15 protein-coding genes are annotated in these 14445 nt (G+C 61.2%); 8 read left to right on the plus strand and 7 right to left on the minus strand.

Annotated elements, in window-relative coordinates:
- The first annotated feature begins 1 nt into the window (after position 1).
- Both OKB77_RS13660 and OKB77_RS13665 read left to right on the plus strand, forming a co-directional pair.
- Positions 2-1105 carry an EAL and HDOD domain-containing protein gene (locus OKB77_RS13660; RefSeq protein WP_270817843.1) on the plus strand — a complete coding sequence of 368 codons (1104 nt, stop codon included), beginning with the start codon at positions 2-4 and terminating at the stop codon, positions 1103-1105.
- Between the two features lie 65 nt (positions 1106-1170).
- On the plus strand, positions 1171-1761 hold the full coding sequence (locus OKB77_RS13665) for an HAD family hydrolase (protein ID WP_270817844.1): 591 nt from the start codon (positions 1171-1173) through the stop codon (positions 1759-1761).
- Between the two features lie 133 nt (positions 1762-1894).
- Here OKB77_RS13665 and hfq read toward each other — a convergent pair whose 3' ends face one another.
- The gene (gene hfq / locus OKB77_RS13670; protein ID WP_005335772.1) at positions 1895-2254 is read right to left on the minus strand and encodes an RNA chaperone Hfq; all 360 of its coding nucleotides are present in this window, start codon (positions 2252-2254) and stop codon (positions 1895-1897) included.
- Between the two features lie 176 nt (positions 2255-2430).
- On the opposite strand from hfq, the gene OKB77_RS13675 reads away from it, so the two are divergent.
- The 3 genes from OKB77_RS13675 to OKB77_RS13685 are packed head-to-tail and all read left to right on the plus strand — an operon-like array spanning position 2431 to position 5910.
- Positions 2431-3702 (plus strand): paraquat-inducible protein A, encoded by a 1272-nt coding sequence (locus tag OKB77_RS13675; protein WP_042081548.1) that lies wholly within the window; start codon positions 2431-2433, stop codon positions 3700-3702.
- Positions 3695-5344 (plus strand): intermembrane transport protein PqiB, encoded by a 1650-nt coding sequence (pqiB, locus tag OKB77_RS13680; protein ID WP_005335774.1) that lies wholly within the window; start codon positions 3695-3697, stop codon positions 5342-5344. Before OKB77_RS13675 ends, pqiB begins: the two co-directional genes overlap by 8 nt.
- A complete protein-coding gene (locus OKB77_RS13685; protein WP_123172345.1) occupies positions 5341-5910 on the plus strand; it encodes a PqiC family protein in 570 nt (189 codons plus the stop codon). The genes pqiB and OKB77_RS13685 overlap by 4 nt, the downstream gene beginning before the upstream one ends.
- 79 nt (positions 5911-5989) lie before the next feature.
- Here OKB77_RS13685 and rlmD read toward each other — a convergent pair whose 3' ends face one another.
- A complete protein-coding gene (gene rlmD / locus OKB77_RS13690; RefSeq protein ID WP_123172344.1) occupies positions 5990-7342 on the minus strand; it encodes a 23S rRNA (uracil(1939)-C(5))-methyltransferase RlmD in 1353 nt (450 codons plus the stop codon).
- Positions 7343-7616: 274 nt separating this feature from the next.
- Between rlmD and OKB77_RS13695 the strand changes: the two genes are divergently transcribed.
- Complete coding sequence (locus OKB77_RS13695; protein WP_123172343.1) at positions 7617-9341, plus strand: proline--tRNA ligase; 1725 nt, start codon at positions 7617-7619, stop codon at positions 9339-9341.
- A 90-nt stretch (positions 9342-9431) separates the two neighbouring features.
- Here the strand turns inward: OKB77_RS13695 and OKB77_RS13700 are convergent, their stop codons facing one another.
- The 3 genes from OKB77_RS13700 to OKB77_RS13710 all read right to left on the minus strand — a co-directional run bounded on the left by OKB77_RS13700 (position 9432) and on the right by OKB77_RS13710 (position 11321).
- The gene (locus tag OKB77_RS13700; protein ID WP_139461080.1) at positions 9432-10112 is read right to left on the minus strand and encodes an SDR family oxidoreductase; all 681 of its coding nucleotides are present in this window, start codon (positions 10110-10112) and stop codon (positions 9432-9434) included.
- A gap of 31 nt (positions 10113-10143) precedes the next feature.
- Positions 10144-10776: a TIGR04219 family outer membrane beta-barrel protein gene (locus tag OKB77_RS13705; protein WP_005335781.1), complete on the minus strand. Its 633-nt coding sequence runs from the start codon at positions 10774-10776 to the stop codon at positions 10144-10146.
- Positions 10777-10871: 95 nt separating this feature from the next.
- Positions 10872-11321 carry a copper chaperone PCu(A)C gene (locus tag OKB77_RS13710; RefSeq protein ID WP_005335782.1) on the minus strand — a complete coding sequence of 150 codons (450 nt, stop codon included), beginning with the start codon at positions 11319-11321 and terminating at the stop codon, positions 10872-10874.
- 90 nt (positions 11322-11411) lie between these two features.
- Here OKB77_RS13710 and OKB77_RS13715 point away from each other — a divergent pair, with 90 nt between their 5' ends.
- A complete protein-coding gene (locus tag OKB77_RS13715) occupies positions 11412-12161 on the plus strand; it encodes an enoyl-CoA hydratase-related protein (RefSeq protein WP_064341661.1) in 750 nt (249 codons plus the stop codon).
- A 17-nt stretch (positions 12162-12178) separates the two neighbouring features.
- Here OKB77_RS13715 and OKB77_RS13720 read toward each other — a convergent pair whose 3' ends face one another.
- Positions 12179-12607, minus strand: a complete 429-nt coding sequence (locus tag OKB77_RS13720; protein WP_005335785.1) for a DUF2753 family protein — start codon at positions 12605-12607, stop codon at positions 12179-12181.
- Positions 12608-12892: 285 nt separating this feature from the next.
- Between OKB77_RS13720 and OKB77_RS13725 the strand changes: the two genes are divergently transcribed.
- Positions 12893-13540: a CatB-related O-acetyltransferase gene (locus tag OKB77_RS13725; RefSeq protein ID WP_123172341.1), complete on the plus strand. Its 648-nt coding sequence runs from the start codon at positions 12893-12895 to the stop codon at positions 13538-13540.
- A gap of 94 nt (positions 13541-13634) precedes the next feature.
- Here the strand turns inward: OKB77_RS13725 and OKB77_RS13730 are convergent, their stop codons facing one another.
- Complete coding sequence (locus OKB77_RS13730) at positions 13635-14342, minus strand: ParB-like protein (protein ID WP_123172340.1); 708 nt, start codon at positions 14340-14342, stop codon at positions 13635-13637.
- Positions 14343-14445: the final 103 nt, after the last annotated feature.

A 14445-nucleotide genomic window follows, 5' to 3' on the forward strand; every position in this document is an offset into this window, starting at 1 on the left:
CATGCTGTTGCGTCGCTACCCTATCTTCAATCGTCGCCTGGCTCTGGTGGCCTACGGCATCGACTATCAGCTCAGCTCACCGGCCGAATGGCCTTCACTGGCGCAACATTGCCGCCTGCTAGCGCAGGGGCGTCAATATCTGGTGCCCTTCACCCACGAACAGCTCGATGAACAGCGCCCCCTGCTGCTGGATCAGGACGCGATCCCGCTGGTTGAAGCCTCCAGTGAACGCCAGCCCAACTCGTTCCCGGTGCTGGAGCAGTGGCGCGACAGTCGGCGCAGACTGGCGGTGCACGGCGCCAACCGGGATCCACGCTGGCTCGGCGCCAGCCGCCTGCTGGTGTACTGGATGGGGGAAGAGGGGATCTGCCAGCCCACCGAACACAAGCGGATGGCGCTGAACATCGAAACCTGGGCGGATTTTCTCCCGCTGCGGGAGGCTGGGGTCGACTTCTTTGCCGGCGGCTTTCTCGCCCGTCCGGAGCTGGTTAATCAGCGGGCCAACCAGCCCGATATGGCGCTGGTACAGCAGATCCTCCAGCTCATCTGCCACGAAGAGTTCTCCTTCACCCAGGTAGCCCGCCTGCTGGAGCAGGATACCTGGCTGCCCGGCCTGCTGCTCACCTACGTCAACGCCCCCGGCTTCGATCATGCCGCCCCCATCACCTCGGTGCCCCGCGCCCTCTCCTATCTGGGGGAGCAGGAGATCCGCAAGTTCGTGCTGATCAACGGTCTGGCCCGGGTGAGCCAGCACATGCCGGAGGCCTGCACCCGAATGGCCATCGCCCGCGGCCGCTTCTGCGAGTTGATTGCCCTCACCGCCCTCGGTAAAGCGGAGGCCAGCTGGGCCTTTCTGGTAGGGCTGGTGCTTGATGGATCCCTGCTGTCGGAGCCGCTGATGGCCCACCTGCCCAAGAGCGTGCAGCGCGCCATCGAACTGCACGAAGGGCCACTCTTTCATCTGTTTCAGCTGGTCAGCACCTATGAACAGGGCAACTGGGCCCTGCTGGAACAGCTTGCCCCCAAATATCAACTCGATCCGGCCCAGCTCACCCCCGTCTATTTTCAGTCACAAATGTGGGGGCAAGCGTTTCTCACCAGCTAGGTGATGGCGAGGCGGGGAGCCACTGGCTAGAATGGACTCCCTTTTTTCAGAGACTGACCCGCACCATGACGCTTTCCGGATTCCAAGGCCTGGTCTTTGACCTTGATGGCACCCTGGTCGACTCCATGCCGCTGCACCTCGCCGCTTGGGAACATACCGCCCGCGAATTTGGCTTTCACTTCGATGCCGACTGGTTCTATGAGCTGGGTGGCATGCCGAGCCGCAAGATAGCCCTGCTGGTCGCACAGGAGCAGCAGATCCCCCTCGATCCCCTCGAAGTCACCCGCTGCAAGACCGCCCACTATGTGGCCAACCTGCACAAGGCGACCGTCTTTCCGGCCATGCAGGCGCTGGTCGAGCGCTATCATGGCGTCATCCCGATGGGGATCGGCACCGGCTCGCCCCGCGTCAACGCCGAAGCGGTGCTACGCAACACCGGGCTGGATCGCTACTTCTCTGTGGTGGTCACCGCAGACGATGTGGAGCTGCACAAGCCCAATCCGGACACCTTCCTGCTGGTCGCCAGCAAGCTGGGGGTCGAGCCATCAGGCTGTCTGGTGTTTGAAGATACCGGAATCGGGGTACAGGCCGGAGAGGCGGCGGGTATGCAGACCTACATGGTCAAAGAGGGTCAACCGGTCGGCATAACCGCGTAGTGCGGAAAAAAATATCGCCCTGCAAGGGGCGATAACCGGAACCGGCTCTCATACGGGACATTAATGAAAAATGAGAGCAGGTTCCGTCAGCCGCTGACGCAGGGCGCGTCAACGAGGAGTGCGGGGCAGACGATTACTCGTTGTTGCCGCCGCCCTGATTGTCGTCATAACGACCCGGCGCACCGTGGGGGCGCGGCGCCATGGAGACACGCGGCTTGCGAGCACGCTGGATGTTCACCTGCGGACGGCCGGTGTGCATGGCGATGGTGGAGATCTTGGCCTTGTAGACCAGCTGCTGGTTACCATGAGCATCGGTCAGCAGCACGCTGTACTGGTCGAACCCGCTGATGGTGCCTTCCAGCTTGATGCCGCTCACCAGAAAAATAGCGACCTGACTGCGGTTCTTGCGCAACCAGTTGAGGGCAGAATCTTGCCCGTTCCCGAGGGAGAAGGCTTGCTCAATCGTGGAGTAGCTGGGGGATTCAGTTGTCATAAATTATTGTCCCGCGGAAAAAAAGTGGCGTTTGATTGTGCTAAATGGGCACTGGCTTGTCAAAGTCATTCTCACTCCCGCCAGCAATAGCGCCCTCCGGGGGCTGGTCGCTGACCAGCACAACTGCGATAATCGCCAGCTCTGGCTCTACCACGGGCCTTATCTGGGGTTTTATCTTGCATCCGGTTTCACACCAACACCACACCACCTATGTCCATGATGCCACTGCCTGCGAAGAGTGTGACCTGCTGATACCGGCCACACCGCTCGAGGTGGGACAGGCCAGCTGCTGCCCCCGTTGCGGACATACCCTGAGTCGCCACCTGCCACAGCAGGAGTTGCGGCCGATCTCCTACGGGTTCGCGGCACTCATCATGTTCGTGCTCGCCAATGCCTTTACCTTTATGTCCTTCTCGGCCAAAGGGGTGGGCCAGGAGATGACCTTTTTGCAGAGCATCACCACCCTGGTGGATGAGGGCTATCTGTTTCTCGGCGCGGTATTGAGCCTGACCCTGATCGGCCTGCCGCTGGTCTATATGGGCTCCATCATGCTGGTGCTGTGGCGGGTCGATAAAGATCTGCACAGCAATGCCCTGCGCTCCCTCGGCCGTCTGCTCTGCCGGATCAAACCTTGGCTGATGGTGGATGTCTTTCTGGTGGGGGTGCTCATCTCGCTGGTCAAGCTGATGGGGATGGCCGACATCAAGATGGGGCTGTCGTTCTGGGCTTTCGTCGGTTACACAGTGCTGCTCATCAAGATGATCTCCTCACTGGATCAGATGTGGCTGTGGCAGCGGCTGTTCGGCCCTACCGAGTCGCGGGAGATCGACCCGGAAGCGGGTGCGCTGGAATCAGGTCTGGTGGGCTGCCATATCTGTGGCGCCCTGAGCGAGGTGGGCAGCCACAGCTGCTCCCGCTGCGGCGGCAAACTGCATGCGCGCAAGCCAGGCGGCCTGAACCGCACCTGGGCGCTGCTGTTTACCTCCGCCATTCTCTACATTCCGGCCAACGTCTATCCCATCATGGATACGGTGTTTCTCGGTGATGACAGCCCCTCCACCATCCTCGGCGGTGTGGTGCTGCTCTGGGCCATGGGCTCATACCCAATTGCCGCCGTGATCTTTTTCGCCAGCGTGGTGGTGCCGCTGGTGAAAATACTGGCGCTATTCTGGCTTTGCTATATGGTGCAGCGCGGCAATGTCACCTCCCCCCTCGGCAAGCTCAAACTCTATCGCATGACCGAATTTGTCGGACGCTGGTCGATGATCGACGTCTTCGTGGTGGCCATTCTGGCGGGCCTGATCCGGCTCGACAATCTGATGACCATCTATCCCGGCCCTGCGGCCGTCGCATTTGCAGGTGTGGTGCTGATCACCATGGTCGCCGCCATGAGTTTCGACTCCCGCCTGATCTGGGATTTACAACAAGGAGAACGCGAACGTGAGTGAGCGTAAAAAAAGGTGGAAACCGGGCTCTGACTTTCTGAGCTCTGCCGCCGCAATCTGGATGGTGCCCCTGCTGGCGCTGTTCATCGGTCTCTGGATGCTGTTCCAGCACTGGTACTCCCAGGGCCCGAGTTTCACCCTGACAGTCGCCACTGCCGAGGGCATAGTCGCTGGCAAGACGGTGATCCGCTCCCGCGAAGTGGACGTCGGCCGCATCGAAGCCGTCGAGCTGAGCGATGACTATAGCCATGCCGTGCTGAAAGGACGGCTGACCAATGCCGCCTCCGGCATGCTGCGCGGTGACAGCCAGTTCTGGGTGGTCAAGCCCAGAGTGGGCCGTGAAGGGGTATCGGGTCTGAGCACCCTGCTCTCCGGCGCCTATATCGAGCTCGCCCCCGGCAAGAAAGGTCGGGCGCGGGATGAATACGCCATGCTCGACAAACCGCCGCTCGCCTCCCTTGATGCCAAGGGGCTGCGTCTCACCCTCAGCAGCCGCGACACCCGCGCGCTGGGGGAAGGCTCCCCCATCAACTATCAGGGCTTCACCATAGGTCAGGTGGAAGAGGCGAAGTTCCTGCCGGAAAAGAGCGAGATGCAGTATCAAATCTTCATCCACGCCCCCTATGACATTCTGGTGAGCAGCAACTCCCGCTTCTGGATGACCCCAGGCTTCGAGGTCTCCATGAGCAGCGAGGGGATGAAAGTGAAGATGGATTCGCTGGAGAGCCTGATCGATGGCGGCATCACCATGGGTCTGCCACCCGGCTGGGCGCCTGGCGAGCCGGTCAAACAGATGGAAGGGTTCACCCTGTTCCAGGATGAGGCGAGCGTGCTGGCCGGTAGTCTGGATCAGTTCATCGACTACGTCTTCCTGTTCGATGACAACGTGGGTGGCCTGCACCCGGGCGCGGCGGTGCAGTATCGCGGCATTCGGGTCGGTACCGTCATCTCCGCCCCCTACCTCATCGAGGACAAGGGCGTGCAGATCTTCAAGAGCCGCCAGATCCCGGTGCTGGCTCGCATCGAGGTGCAGCGCCTCTCCCACCGCTATGCCAAGGCGGAGAAGGATCAGTGGCGCGCCCTGTTCGGCAAGCAGTTCAAGGAGGGGTTGCGTGCCAGCCTCAAGACCTCGAGCCTGCTGACCGGCGGCAAGATCATCGATCTCAACTTCTATCCGGACGCGCCACGTTTCGAGCAGGCCAAGCTGGCCGGTTATCAGGTCTTCCCCACCGTGCAGGGCGGGCTGGATCAGATCGAGCGCAAGGTGAACCTCATCCTCGACAAGTTTGTCGACATGGACATGGCAACCACCCTGACCAAGGTCAACGGGTCACTCACCACCCTGGATGGCACCCTGAAGAACATCAGTGCAGTCAGCGCCAACCTGAACAAGCTCACCGCCAAGGATTCCACCCAGCAGCTGCCCGCCTCGCTCAACGAGAGCCTCAAGCAATTGCAGGAGACCTTGCAGGCCTATGATGCCCAGTCGCAGACCAATCAGGACCTGCGCCAGTCGGTGCAGACCCTCAATCAGTTGATGCGCGAACTGCAGCCGCTGGTGCACTCCCTCAACGAGCAGCCCAGCTCGCTGATCTTCGATCGCGCGCATCCATCGGACCCTGAGCCCAAGCGAGGCAAACAATGAAAAAAGAGATCCTGACGCTGGCCCTGCTGGGGCTGCTGGCGGGTTGCAGCAGCCAGCCAAGCCTGCACTACTATTCGCTCGATGCCGACAGCCAGCAACCCGTAACGGCCCCGGCCAAACCACAGCACCAGCTGGTGCTGCGCCCGGTGGCACTGGCCAGCCAGCTCGACCGGATCAGTCTGGTCTATCAGCTGGAAGGGCAAGAGCTGCACTTCACCGAGTACCATCGCTGGGCCGGTGCGCTGGACGATCAGCTCAACCAGCTCACCCTCAATGGCCTCTCCACCCGCCTGCCGGGCTGGGTGGTACGGCAGGATGGCGCCCGCAAGGGGCCGGTGCTGACCATCCTGGTGGAGCGCTTTCAGGGCCGTCATGACGGCAGCGCCGTGCTGAGCGGCCGCTGGCGCCTGCTGGCGGAAAATGGCACCGTGCTGCGCGATGCCCCCTTCCGTCAGGAGCGGGTGCTGCCAGCAGATGGCTACAACGCGCTGGTGAACGAGCTGGGTCAGGGCTGGCAACAGCTGCTCGACCAGATCGCCGCCGAGGTGCGCCAGAGCGCCAGCTAATCGCCCATCCGCCGATTGCAGAGATAAAAAAACGACGCCAGCTGGCGTCGTTTTTTTGTGGGCAAGAGTTGGGGACGACTTATGCCTTGGCGGGCAAGCTCAGGCGGGCAACCGCTTCGACGTGCATGGAGTGCGGGAACATATCGACCGGCTGCACTTCGTCCAGCACGAAGCCCTGCTTGACCAGCCAGGCAAGGTCGCGGGCCAGGGTCTGCGGGTTGCAGGAGACATAGACCAGACGGCGGGGCGCCATGGCGACCAGGGTCTGCAGCACCGCCTTGTCACAGCCTTTGCGGGGCGGGTCCATCACCACCACATCAGCGGTCACACCTTGGGCGTGCAGTTCAGGCATCAGCTGCTCGGCCTTGCCGACGTGGAATTCGGTGTGCTCGATACCGTTGAGGGCGGCGTTGCGGCGGGCATCGCTGATGGCGCTCTCCACCGACTCGATCCCCACCACCTTGGCGGCCTTGCCAGCCAGGAACAGGGAGATGGTACCGATACCGCAATAGATGTCGAACACCGTCTCGTTACCGGTCAGCTCGGCATACTCGAGGGCGCTGGAGTAAAGCACATCGGTCTGGGTCGGGTTGTTCTGGAAGAAGGAGAGGGGCGAGATCTCGAACTCGAGTTCGTGGATCTTGTCGCGGATCACCCCTTCGCCGAGCAGCACCCGGTTGGTGGCACCCAGAATGCGGTTGGTGCGCTCGTTGTTGATGTTCTGCACCAGGGTAGTGACCGGCAGATCGCTCAGGGCTGCCAGCAGCTCGGCTTCGAACGGTAACTCCTCGCCCAAAGTGACCAGCACCACCATCAGCTCGCCGCTCTTGAAGCCCTTGCGGGTCATCAGGTTGCGCACGCAGCCGCTGTGGTTCACTTCGTCATAGGCGGATATGTCGTGCTCGCGCATCCAGTTGCGCACCCGGGCGTTTAGCTCGACGTGCAGCGGATCCTGCACCGCACAGTCATCGGCGGTGATGAGATCGTGGGAGTGCTTGCGATAAAAACCGATCTCGGCACCGGCGTCACAGCCACGCACCGCATATTGCGCCTTGTTGCGATAGGCGAACGGGCTCTCCATGCCAAGGATATCCTTGACCGGGGTGTCACCCAGCCCGACCTGCTCCAGTGCGCTTTGCACCAGTGCCTGCTTGAGCTTGAGCTGGGCCGGATAGGCCAGCGGACGTACCTGACAGCCACCACACTCGGTGTTGGGGCAGAAATCGGCAACCCGATCGGCGGAGGGCTGGAGCAGCTCGGCGACCTTGCCGTGCAGATAGTTCGGCTTGACCTCGGTCAGCTCCACCAGCGCCTGCTCACCGGGCAGCAGACCTTCGACAAACAGGGGGCGATCGAACAGGCGTCCTTTGCCATCTCCTTTGTCGGTCAGTTCCAGGATCTCGATCTGGTGTTGATGTCCCACTAACGGCATGAGCGGCTCCAAAAGTACTAAAAATGGGGGGTGATGAACGCGGCAGAGCCATGCCCATCGAGAAAAGGTGGCAGAGTTTAGCGGAGATCCGGCCAAATTGCAGGCATAAAAAGCCTGCTTGTTGCAATGGTCATTGCCCCTGGCCATCTGCCGGGTCTTGCCACCTTTCGGGTTGCGGCAAATTTAGCCCTTGGGCCATAACGCCCAGCCTGTTAAAATTCCGCCCTTGAAATTATCCTGGGCCCCGCGCCCGTTCTAGCTAAGGTCTACCGCGATGCGTACCAGCCAATATCTGCTTTCCACTCTCAAGGAAACCCCCTCCGACGCTGAAGTTGTCAGCCACCAGCTGATGCTGCGCGCCGGGATGATCCGTAAACTGGCCTCCGGCATGTATGCCTGGTTGCCAACCGGTCTGCGGGTACTGAAGAAAATCGAGAACATTGTTCGCGAAGAGATGAACAATGCTGGTGCCGTCGAAGTCTCCATGCCGGTGGTACAACCCGCCGAGCTGTGGCAGGAGTCCGGCCGCTGGGATGACTACGGTCCCGAGCTGTGCCGTCTGACCGACCGTCACAACCGTCCCTTCGTGCTGGGCCCGACCCACGAAGAGGTGATCACTGCTCTGGTGCGTTACGAAGTGAACAGCTACAAGCAGCTGCCGCTCAACCTCTACCAGATCCAGACCAAGTTCCGCGACGAAGTGCGCCCCCGCTTCGGCGTGATGCGCGGCCGCGAATTCCTGATGAAGGATGCCTACTCCTTCCACATCGACAAGGAATCTCTGGTCGATACCTACGAGAAGATGCACGCAGCCTACTGCAAGGCGTTCACCCGCATGGGCCTGAACTTCCGTCCGGTGCAGGCCGATACCGGCTCCATCGGTGGTACCGGTTCCCACGAATTCCAGGTGCTGGCCGAGAGCGGTGAAGATTTGATCGCCTTCTCCGACAGCTCCGATTACGCCGCCAACATCGAGATGGCCGAAGCGCTGGCACCGGCTGGTGAGCGCGCAGCCGCCACCGTAGCCCTGACCAAGGTTGCCACCCCGAACGTCCACACCATCGACGAAGTGGCTGCCTTCCTGAACGTGGCACCGACCGCCATCGCCAAGACCCTGCTGGTACTGGCAGAGGAAGATGAGCACGGCAAGCAGGCCGTCATCGCGCTGGTACTGCGTGGCGACCACGAACTGAACGAAATCAAGGCAGAGAAACTGGCTGGCGTGGCCAACCCGCTGACCTTCGCCAACGACGAGCAGATCAAAGCTGCCGCCGGTTGCGACGCAGGCTCCATCGGCCCGGTCGGCTTTGCCGGTCGCATCATCGTCGATCGCAGCGCCGCCCATCTGGCGGACTTCGTCTGCGGCGCCAACGAAACCGGCTTCCACCTGACCGGTGCCAACTGGGATCGCGACATTGCTACCTACGAAGTTGCCGACCTGCGCAACGTGGTGGAAGGCGACCCGAGCCCGTGCGGCCAGGGCAAGCTGCTGCTCAAGCGCGGTATCGAAGTGGGCCACATCTTCCAGCTGGGTACCAAGTACTCCGAAGCGATGAAGGCGAGCGTGCTGAACGAAGCTGGCAAATCCGTCACCATGGAGATGGGTTGCTACGGTATCGGGGTTTCCCGTCTGGTTGCTGCCGCCATCGAGCAGAACAACGACCAGTACGGCATCATTTGGCCGGACGCCATCGCCCCGTTCGAAGTGGCCATCGTGCCGATGAACATGCACAAGTCCGAGCGCGTGGCCGAGCAGGCACAACAGTTCTACGCCGAGCTGAAAGCCGCCGGTGTGGACGTGCTGTTCGACGACCGTAAAGAGCGCCCGGGCGTGATGTTCGCCGACATGGAGCTGCTGGGCATCCCGCACGCCATCGTCATCGGCGATCGCGGTCTGGACAACGGAGTGGTGGAGTACAAGTGCCGCCGCACCGGCGAGAAGCAGGAAGTGGCCATCAGCGACATCATCGCCATGCTCAAGGCCAAGCTGGGCCGTTAATTCCGCCCTCTTCCCGATATAAAAAAGCGCGCCATTTGGCGCGCTTTTTGTTTCTGTGTGCTGACGACGGCAACCGGATGAAGGGTTGCCTCAGGGATTGCGACCGATAAAGAGGTCGGTCACGTGGCAGCTGCTTCTGGCTTCCAGCGCGTCGAGCATATAGGCCGCCGCATCTTCCGGGGTCATGAAGCCACTCGGGTCCACGTGATCCGAGTTGTCCCAGAATTCGCTGCGGATCCCGCTCGGGTAGAGGTTGACCAGCCGCAACGGCGAGCCTTTCAGCTCGGCGCGCAAGGATTCGAGAAAGCCGCGCATCCCCCATTTGGAGGCGCAGTAGAGACTCTCGTTGGCCTTGCCCACCTGCGCGGCGGAGGAGAGCACATTGGCCAACACTCCGCCTTTCTCACCGACAAGCCGCACCGTCTGCTGGGCCACCAGTATGGTGGAGATGAGATTGCTCTCTACCACCCGGCGGATCTGCTCGGCGGTATAGACACCGACCGGGCCAAACTCGCCGACCCCGGCGCAGTGGATCACCATGTCGGGCAGACCACCCCACTCCACCGCAGCGGCGAAGGCAACGTCGACCTCTTCATGGTGTGCCAGATCGGCCGCGATGCCGATCACCGCGCTGCCGAGCAGTTGCTCCTGCTCCTGCAGTCGCTGATAACGGCGCCCCATCATGGAGACCTGATGGCCCCGCTCAACCAGTCCGATGGTCAGCGCCCGGCCGAGACCAGAACCGGCGCCTGTCACTATGATGTGCCCCATTATCGCTCCTCGTCGTCAGTCGACGGTCAGATTAGAAAGTGAATTCGCCGCCCATGAACCAGCCATCGACAGACTGGTCGATATTGGCGAAGTCGACCTTGGCTTCACGCCAGCCGGCGCGCAGCTTGATCGGCATGGAGGAGAACTTGTAGGAACCACCCAGACGGTAGTCATAGTTGTCCGCATCGTGAGTACGCAGATCGCCGAAGAAGGCGATGCCGGTGCCCGGGATCTTCACTTCGCTGCCGGCATAGGCCATCAGGGTATCTTCGTCATAACCCTTGCGACCGGAGTAGACCTGCTCGCCATCGTAGTGACGACCGGTCATACCCAGATCGATCTTGAACAGATCGTTGTTGAACAGACGGTAGTAGAGGCTCAGATCGTAGGCAGTCAGATCGTTCTTGAAGTTGCCGCCGGAGGTGCTGAAATCGGAGACTTCAAACTTGGCGTTCGGCAGGAAGATGATGCCGTGTTCCAGTTGCAGATAGCCGTTCCAGTTGTAGCTGTCGTCATAGCTGCCATCAGCACTGGTGCCATAAGCCTGACCACTGCCCTTGGCGGCCCATACGTCGGCACCGGCGGCAAAACGCCAGTCGTCAGCGGCCATGGCACTCTGGCTGCACAGAGCCAGCACAAAACCGGCAATCAGCGTCTTTTTCATTACGTCACTTCCTCTTGCATACATGGAAAAGAGCACTATTTTACTCGGTGCAGCCAAAATACCCAGCGTCAATCCTGAACAAACGACGACAAATGTCAGTGCTTCATATGCTTCATCTCTGCCATCGGCTCAATCGGCTTCACCGGCAGTGACAGATCCAGCTTCTGACCATCATCCATGGTGAGGGTGAGCGGGAAAGGAGTCTGCTCGGAGAGCGTGCCCACCTCGAACAGCATGATGTGCAGGCTGCCCGGTTTCAGCACCGCCTCGCCCTTGGCCGGGATCTCGATATTCTCGACCTGACGCATCTTCATCACGCCATTTTCGTGCAGGTGAGTGTGCAGCTCGGCACGCCCCGCCGCAGCAGAAGCCGCCGCCACCAGCTTGACCGGCTGGTCGGCGTCATTCTTGAGCACCATAAAGGCGGCAGTGTTGGGTGAGCCCGGCGGCAACAGGCGCACATAACCGTCGACAGCCTCGACCTTGGCCAGTGCAGGCGCCGTCATACCCAGAACCAGCAGAGAATAAAACGCACGTTTAAACATGGTTGAAATCCTTTTATGATGTTGTTAAACGGCGCCAAGGTTACCCCAGCGGCAACCTTTTTTGCACCTTTCAATAACAAGGATTTAGACATGGCCCCCATTCTCATTGCCGAGCAGCAGGATGGCTTGCTCACCCTGACCCTCAACCGCCCCGACAAGCGCAACGCCCTCAATACCGAGCTGTATCAACAGCTGGTAGCCGCGCTGCGAGAGGCGGCAGCCGATGAGGAGGTGCATGTCCTGCTGTTGCAGGGGCAGCAAGATTGCTTTACCGCGGGCAATGATCTGGCCGACTTTATGGGCAAGAGTTCGCTGGAGCCCGACGACCCCATACTGCAGTTCCTCCACACCCTGGCCGACTTCCCCAAACCTGTGGTCGCCGCCGTTGCAGGCCCGGCGGTGGGGATCGGTACCACCATTCTGCTGCACTGCGATCTGGTCTATCTGGGGGATAACGCCCGCTTGCAGCTCCCCTTCGTCGAGCTGGGGCTGGTGCCGGAGTTTGCCTCCAGCCTGCTGCTGCCGCGTCTGGTGGGGCACCTCAAGGCGGCGGAGCTGTTGCTGCTGGCCGAGGCGATGGATGCCGAGGAGGCGCTGCGACTCGGGCTCGCCAACAAGGTGGTGGCGGCCGATGGATTGCTCTCCTTTGCCCGCGAGCAGGGGCTGAAGCTGGCGGCCAAGCCGCCCAGAGCGCTGCAAAAGAGCAAGGCGCTGCTGAAACAGGAGCTCAAACAGGCGGTGCACTTTGTCATCGATCTGGAGGCGCGCGCCTTCGCCCAGGCACTGCAAGGGGAAGAGGCGCAGCAGCGGATCGCCCAGAAACTCAAACGGCGGGGCTGAGCCTCGCCCCAATCCGTTCAGTTCAGGCGAAAACGGCCGATCAGCTCGCAGCCCTGCACCTTGTCCTGCAGCTGGATCAGCCGGGCAATTTCCGGATTGGGGTGACGCTTGAGAAAGGCGAGCAGGGCGCCGCGACAGCAACCCAGCTCGCTGATCAGTGCCTCGCACTCCCGATTGGGGCACTGTGGCACCAGCGCAGTCACCAGCTCGGAAGCGAGCTTCAGGTAGCGCAGCTCATAAGTCGGCTCATCCATCGCCCGCCAGAAGTCGGCCAGCCGGTGACAGGTGGCGACCCGCATGGTGGCCAGCTCGGTCAACTCGACCTGGGTCATCTCGTAAACATCCCCCAGCGCCTGCTGATAAAAGCAGATCGCCGCCCCCAGCGAACCGGCCTGCCAGGCACGCTCCGCCTCCAGCATGTATCGTTGCCAACTTTGCGGTGTCATTTCGCTCTCCCGAATCCGTCATGGTGGGAGTGTTATCATGGCTAATTGAGAATAAATATCAACCAGAGGGTTAGTGCAGGATCTCTGCGCAACCTTGGCAAACCCGGCGCCCGACCTTATGATCGTGCCCTTCCCCCCTTCTTTGGAGCACACCACAATGCGACCTCGCCTCCCGCAGATGCTGGGCTGCTCCCTGCTCTGCGTGCCCCGCATGCTGGTCTGGATCTATTAGCTGCGCTCAAGCGAACGCAACCCATCCGATCCATTCAGCAAAGGAGTACCAACATGAACCCCTGCCAACACTGGTCGCAGGTCGAATACCTGCACCTGACGGTGACCAACCCCAATATCTGCCTCAAGGGGCAGCACAGCTACTACTCGGGTGCCTGGGATGGCCCCTTCGAAGAGGTGGCGGTACGCTACCTCCATGGCGATCCCTTCAGCCGCAGTCCGGACACCGGCTGGGAGCCGCTCTGGCATATCGACCGGCTCCATATCGGCGACTATGTGCAGATTGCCGCCGGGGTAAAGATCATCATGGGCGGCAACCACACCCACAACACGTCCTTCATCAGCACCTATCCGTTCGCCGATCTGGCGGCGCTCCAGCGCAGCTACCGCCCCGCTGGCGATACCCGCATCGGCAACGATGTCTGGATCGGCATGGAGGCGATGATCATGCCCGGTGTCACCATCGGCGACGGCGCCATCATCGCCGCCCGTTCGCTGGTCAATCAGGATGTGCCGCCCTATGCCATGGTGGCAGGCACCCCGGCCAAGGTGGTGCGGATGCGCTTTGGCGAGGAGGAGATTGCCCGGCTACAGGCCCTCGCCTGGTGGGATTGGCCGGATCAACAGGTCAAAGATCTGCTACCGCAGATCCAGCAAGGTGACGTCGCCCTGCTTGAACAGGCGGCGGAGCGCCATGAGTGACCACTGCTAACCAGTAGCTGACAGCAAGAGGGCGACCCCGGGGTCGCCCTCTTTTATCTCCGACATGCTCTGGATGCCGACATCGCACATCCACTCACTGCGCGCTTTTGGACTGGTTGAGGCTGCACTGCTTGCCGGGATAACCGGGTAGCTCCTTGGCATCGCTGCCGCAGGCGAGCCGTTTGGCCTGTTGCAGGCGGGCCGCCAGATTGGCGCTGTCCACCGGCATCCATTGCATCTGCTTGCCGAGCCAGCTGGCCCAGGCAAACTCGACGAAATAGACCTGTTTGTCCTTGCGAAAGTAGCCCGCATTCTGCAGCAGTCCGGCGAGGGTGCGATAGGGGTAATCAGGCAGCTTGTCGATGCTGCTCGGCAACTGCTCCGGGGTCAGCGGCTGCCCCTTCTCATCCTTGAGCCAGGCCCAGTGGTTGTTCTGCATCTGACTCCAGAAGTTGGCTTTATCCTGCAGACGGCCAATCACCTTGACCCGGGCATCCTTGACGCCCTGCTGCCACAACGCCTTGGTGAGATGGTGGCGGTCCACCAGCCAGTAGCTGCCATCCGGCGCAATCACCACGGGGATCTCTTTCTTTTTCATCAACTTGTCGAGCTGCTTTGCGCTCATGCCCGCCAATGTGGCCTGGGTTTCATCGACCTGGATCTGGCCGACGCCCCCCTGGGTCGGGTGCAAGGCATCGATGCCGATCTCGCACCAGTTGCCCACCGCCGTGTCGCTCTGGCACGGGGCCAACGCCCAGGCACCCTGGCTCAACACACAGGCCAGCACTAACCATGCTTTCATCGTTTGACACTCCTCACCACATTGAACTGCACAGACGCCGGGAACGCTCTTCTACCCCGATTGGGAGTGAGAGTCGAATGCTGGCGGTCAGACCAGCAAACGG

Origin of the sequence: Aeromonas sp. Y318-3, from assembly GCF_027706185.1 — a bacterium.
Lineage (GTDB): Bacteria > Pseudomonadota > Gammaproteobacteria > Enterobacterales > Aeromonadaceae > Aeromonas > Aeromonas veronii.

Excerpts from the sequence above, each read along its gene's own strand:
- OKB77_RS13660 (WP_270817843.1), top strand. The coding sequence starts at position 2 with ATGCTGTTGCGTCGCTACCCTATCTTCAATCGTCGCCTGGCTCTGGTG.
- OKB77_RS13665 (WP_270817844.1), top strand. The coding sequence starts at position 1,171 with ATGACGCTTTCCGGATTCCAAGGCCTGGTCTTTGACCTTGATGGCACC.
- hfq (WP_005335772.1), bottom strand. The coding sequence starts at position 2,254 with ATGACAACTGAATCCCCCAGCTACTCCACGATTGAGCAAGCCTTCTCC.
- OKB77_RS13685 (WP_123172345.1), top strand. The coding sequence starts at position 5,341 with ATGAAAAAAGAGATCCTGACGCTGGCCCTGCTGGGGCTGCTGGCGGGT.
- rlmD (WP_123172344.1), bottom strand. The coding sequence starts at position 7,342 with ATGCCGTTAGTGGGACATCAACACCAGATCGAGATCCTGGAACTGACC.
- OKB77_RS13695 (WP_123172343.1), top strand. The coding sequence starts at position 7,617 with ATGCGTACCAGCCAATATCTGCTTTCCACTCTCAAGGAAACCCCCTCC.
- OKB77_RS13700 (WP_139461080.1), bottom strand. The coding sequence starts at position 10,112 with ATGGGGCACATCATAGTGACAGGCGCCGGTTCTGGTCTCGGCCGGGCG.
- OKB77_RS13705 (WP_005335781.1), bottom strand. The coding sequence starts at position 10,776 with ATGAAAAAGACGCTGATTGCCGGTTTTGTGCTGGCTCTGTGCAGCCAG.
- OKB77_RS13710 (WP_005335782.1), bottom strand. The coding sequence starts at position 11,321 with ATGTTTAAACGTGCGTTTTATTCTCTGCTGGTTCTGGGTATGACGGCG.
- OKB77_RS13715 (WP_064341661.1), top strand. The coding sequence starts at position 11,412 with ATGGCCCCCATTCTCATTGCCGAGCAGCAGGATGGCTTGCTCACCCTG.
- OKB77_RS13720 (WP_005335785.1), bottom strand. The coding sequence starts at position 12,607 with ATGACACCGCAAAGTTGGCAACGATACATGCTGGAGGCGGAGCGTGCC.
- OKB77_RS13725 (WP_123172341.1), top strand. The coding sequence starts at position 12,893 with ATGAACCCCTGCCAACACTGGTCGCAGGTCGAATACCTGCACCTGACG.
- OKB77_RS13730 (WP_123172340.1), bottom strand. The coding sequence starts at position 14,342 with ATGAAAGCATGGTTAGTGCTGGCCTGTGTGTTGAGCCAGGGTGCCTGG.